The organism is Candidatus Accumulibacter aalborgensis (genome assembly GCF_900089955.1).
Classification (GTDB): Bacteria; Pseudomonadota; Gammaproteobacteria; order Burkholderiales; family Rhodocyclaceae; genus Accumulibacter; species Accumulibacter aalborgensis.
Map to the genome: position 1 here is coordinate 1 of NZ_FLQX01000153.1, position 3,983 is coordinate 3,983.

Sequence of the window (3,983 nt, forward strand, 5' to 3'; positions counted from 1 at the left end):
TTCTTGCTACCCACCGCCAGGCCTTGAAAATACGGGGTTGGAGCCCTCATGCGTCAGGGCTGGCCTGCGCGCTTGCTATCGGCACTCGGGGTAGCTCTCGTACACATGCTCGAACACCGCCGAGCACTTCTGGCTGTAGATCTCGGGCGTGTAGGCACGCGGCAGGCCGCTGTCGAGCGTGTCTTCGATGGCCAGCTTCAACTGTGACCGTGCCGCAGCCTTTTGCCGCCAGTTCAACACCAGCAATGCCTTGAGTCGCGCCAGCAGCTCGCGTGCGGCCTTTTTCACCTCAGCGCGTTCCTCAGTCGATAGCTCCGGCGCTGGCCGCGTCAGGATGTCGAAGATGACCAGTTCCTCCTCGCTCATGTTCTCGCGCACATGGCGTTCCTGCTCGTCGTTGAGGCTGTTGGAGAGCTTGACCAGTTCCGCGAACAGTTCCTCGATGCTGCGGCTACCGGCGTTGTAGCTTTCGATCAGCGCCTTGAACTTCTCGGCGAAGTCGGCGCGGGTGCGGTTCAACCGGATCATTTTTTCCAGTTGTGCGCGGATGGCTGCCTTGAGCACTTCGAGATCGGTGTTCAGTGCCTCGAAGTTGATCTTCGACAGGTCGAGCGCCGGTGGGCCGGATTCGCGGATTTCGTGGCCGGTGATGGATTCGTCGAGCAGGCCGTTGATCTGCCGCATGACCTGTGAGATGTCCGGCGGGTTCGGGTTCAGCTTGGTGCGAATCGCCTCGGCCAGCGCCGTCAGGCAGGCGACGCGGCTGGCGAATTCCGCTACCGCCGGGTCGGGCTTCACGGCACGGCAGAGCGTGCTGACCAGCCGCTCATGGGCGAAGAAGTCGCGGCGCAGCGGGTCAGGCGAGATCAGCGCGTTCATGCCGTCCTGGATGCGCGACAGGCGCTCCATGCTGCCGGCAGGCATCGCCTCGATCTCGTTCAGCATTACTTTGTGCGCAGCGCAGAAGGCCGTCGCATCGACCACCGAACGACGCAATTCCTCGACCAGTTGCTGCTTGTCCTTGACTGGTCTCTCGCCACCATTGCCCGCCCCGTAGATTGCCAGCGCCTTTTCCAGCGAGGCGAAGACGTTGGCGTAATCGACGATGACGCCGCTGTGCTTGCCGGGGAAGACGCGGTTGGCGCGGGCGATGGTCTGCATCAGCGTGTGGTTGCGCATCGGCTTGTCGAGGTAGATCGTCGAACAGCTTGGCGCGTCGAAGCCGGTCAGCCACATGGCGCAGACAAACACCAGGCGCAACGGGTCGGCGCTATCCTTGAATTTCTCATCCAGCCGAGGCTGCGACTCGTTCATGCGCTTGCGGTGCGGCTCGATGTCGAGGCCAAGTTTCTGCATCTGCTGGATCTCGTTCTGCCCCGGCGAGACGATCACCGCCATCTCGGTGCGGGTCAGCACCTCCAGCCGTTGTTTCAGCTCGGCCAGGCGCAGATCGCGCCGCGCCTGTCCTGGCGTCATCTCGCCACCACGCGACAGATAGGCCAACTCGCCAAGCTCTGTTTGCACTCGCGTGGTTTCCGCCGCCCAGTGCCGCTTCACCTTGTCGTGCATCCGCAGCGCCGTGGCCTTGTCGATGGACACCACCATCGCCTTGCCGACCGCATTTGCCAACATTCCGCGCCCGAGGAAATGCCGCACGATGTCCTGTGCCACCGTTTCCAGCCGGTCGTCGCGAGTAAGCAGGTGGTATTGCCGGCCCAGCACACGCTCCAGCTTGGCCTCCTGCTCCGCGTCAAGTTCGGCGTCCTCGATCAGGCGGTAGATGTCGTCGTTCAGGTCCGGATTGATGAGCTGCAATTCCGGCGTGCGGTTCTCGTAGAACAGGGGCACGGTCGCGCCGTCTTTGATGGACTGCTGGAAGTCGTAGATCGAAACATAGTCGCCGAAAACCTCCTTGGTGCGTTCCTCGCCCGCGATCAGCGGCGTGCCGGTAAAGGCCAGGAACATCGCCTTGGGCAAAGCGGCGCGCATGTTGAGCGCCAGCGTGTCGTACTGACTGCGGTGCGCCTCGTCGGTGAGCACGATCACGTCGGAGCGGTCGCACAGCAACTCCGGCGTCTGAAACTTGTGCACCAGCGTGAAGACGTAGCGGTGATTGCCGCGCAGCAGTTCGCGCAGGTGAGCGCCGCTGGCAGCGTGGCAGGCGTCGCCCTCGGGCTCGCTCACCGCGCCACTGGTCTTGAAGGTCTTGGCAATCTGCTCGTCCAGTTCCACGCGGTCGGTGACGACCACAAACGTCCAGTTACCGGTCAGTTTGCGCAACACCTTCTGGGCGAAAAACACCATCGAGAAGCTCTTGCCGCTACCCTGCGTCTGCCAGAACACGCCGCCGCGCCCGTCGCCCAGTTTGCGGGCTTCGAGCATCTTGCGAACAGCGTTATTGACGCCGAGGAACTGATGGTTCTGGCTGAGAATCTTGACCAAGCCGGCCTTGTGTTCGGAAAACAGCGTGAAGTTCTCGACCAGATCGAGCAGGCGGACGGGGTCGCAGGTGCCGCGCAGCATCACTTCCAGCGACACGCGGCGCGGTTCGTCCTCGCGCTCGATGCGCTTCCACTCGAAGAAGCGATCCCAGTTCGCCGTCAGCGAGCCGACGCGGCTGTCAGTGCCGTTGGAGGCGATGAGTAGCGCGTTGCTCCAGAACAGGGCCGGAATCTGCTGTCTGTAGTGGGTCAGGTTTTCGTCAAAGGCGGCGCGCGCCGGGACGCCGGGCTTCTTGAGTTCGATCACCACCCACGGCAGGCCATTGACGAAGCCGACCAGATCGGGCCGGCAGGTGTAGAGCGGGCCGGTCACGGTCAACTGGCTGACGAGCAGGAAATCGTTGTTGGCCGGCGCTTCCCAATCGACCACGCGCAGGCGCTCGGTGCATTGGCCACCACTCTGGCCGCCGTGCTCGCGCGCATCACTACCCAAATTCGGAACCGAAACCGTGATGCCTTCCTTGAGCAGCCGATAGACCTCGCGGTTCGCCGCCTCCAGGCTCATCGCCGAACGGTCGCGGGTCAGCTCGTCGACGGCGTTGGCGATCGCCTCCGGTGGCAGGGTCGGGTTGAATTTGCCCAGCGCGGCGCGCAGACGTTCGACCAGCACCACCTCGCCCCTGGTTTCGCGCCCCAGCAATCCACCCGCACCGAAGGTTTCGTCCAGCGCCGACACCGTCTGCCAGCCGAGCGTGGCGAACAGCCCGATGGCGGGCTGCTCGACGAGTTGGTCTTCGGAATAGGCGTGCGGGCTCATGGCAACTGAAGTCCGGCGATCGCATTCAGTTTGGCGAGCAAGTCGGGCAGACGCTCCTGACTCGCCGCATCGCCCGGTAAATGTCCCGGCAAGGCGTCCATGAACGCCGGCTGTGCGAGCAGGCCCTGAAAACGCTCGGCCAGATAGGCCCGGAGTTCGGGCGGACTGATGCGGCACTCATCCCGCAGCGCGTCGCGCCCATCGACCACCGCGAGCAGGTCGCCGAGATCATGGCTGAACAGGAAATCACCCTCGCCGCGCCCGTCGAACGCCTCCAGCTTGGTGGCCAGAAACACCGGCGCGGCGATCAGGCGGATGATGCGGCCGCCGGACAGCGCGACTGCCTGGGCCGTCTCCAGCGCCAGCGGATACCAGCGGTTGGCAAAACCGAGAATCTTCTCCAAGGTGGGCATCACATCCACCGCCACCGATCCCACCTGCCAGCGACAGATCGGCGCTTCCGGGCGCATGTCCGGCACAAAGCCACGCGCACGCAGCGCTGCCTCGACCCGATGGTAGTCGGACAGCACCACGGCCTGACAGACCAGGTCCACATCTTCCGTCGGACGAATCGCCGGCATCGCCGGATCGGTAATCAACAATCCGGCCACCGCACCGCCGACAAAGACCATTTCCTCGCACAGATCGTCACCCAGGCGCTCGGTGTTAACGGCGTCGTCATTCCGTAGAAATCTGGCGTCGACAGTTTTGCAGCGTAGCCCGCA

2 protein-coding genes are annotated in these 3,983 nt (G+C 63.7%); both read right to left on the reverse strand.

Translation table 11 applies throughout. From position 1 onward, the window contains the following. Positions 1–75: 75 nt before the first annotated feature. Complete coding sequence (locus ACCAA_RS19445) at positions 76–3,258, reverse strand: type I restriction endonuclease subunit R (RefSeq protein ID WP_186408910.1); 3,183 nt, start codon at positions 3,256–3,258, stop codon at positions 76–78. Beyond that, the coding region (locus ACCAA_RS19450; protein WP_342674075.1) for a hypothetical protein at positions 3,255–3,983 on the reverse strand (729 nt) is incomplete at its 5' end. The genes ACCAA_RS19450 and ACCAA_RS19445, both read right to left, overlap by 4 nt.

Excerpts from the sequence above, each read along its gene's own strand:
- ACCAA_RS19445 (WP_186408910.1), bottom strand. The coding sequence starts at position 3,258 with ATGAGCCCGCACGCCTATTCCGAAGACCAACTCGTCGAGCAGCCCGCC.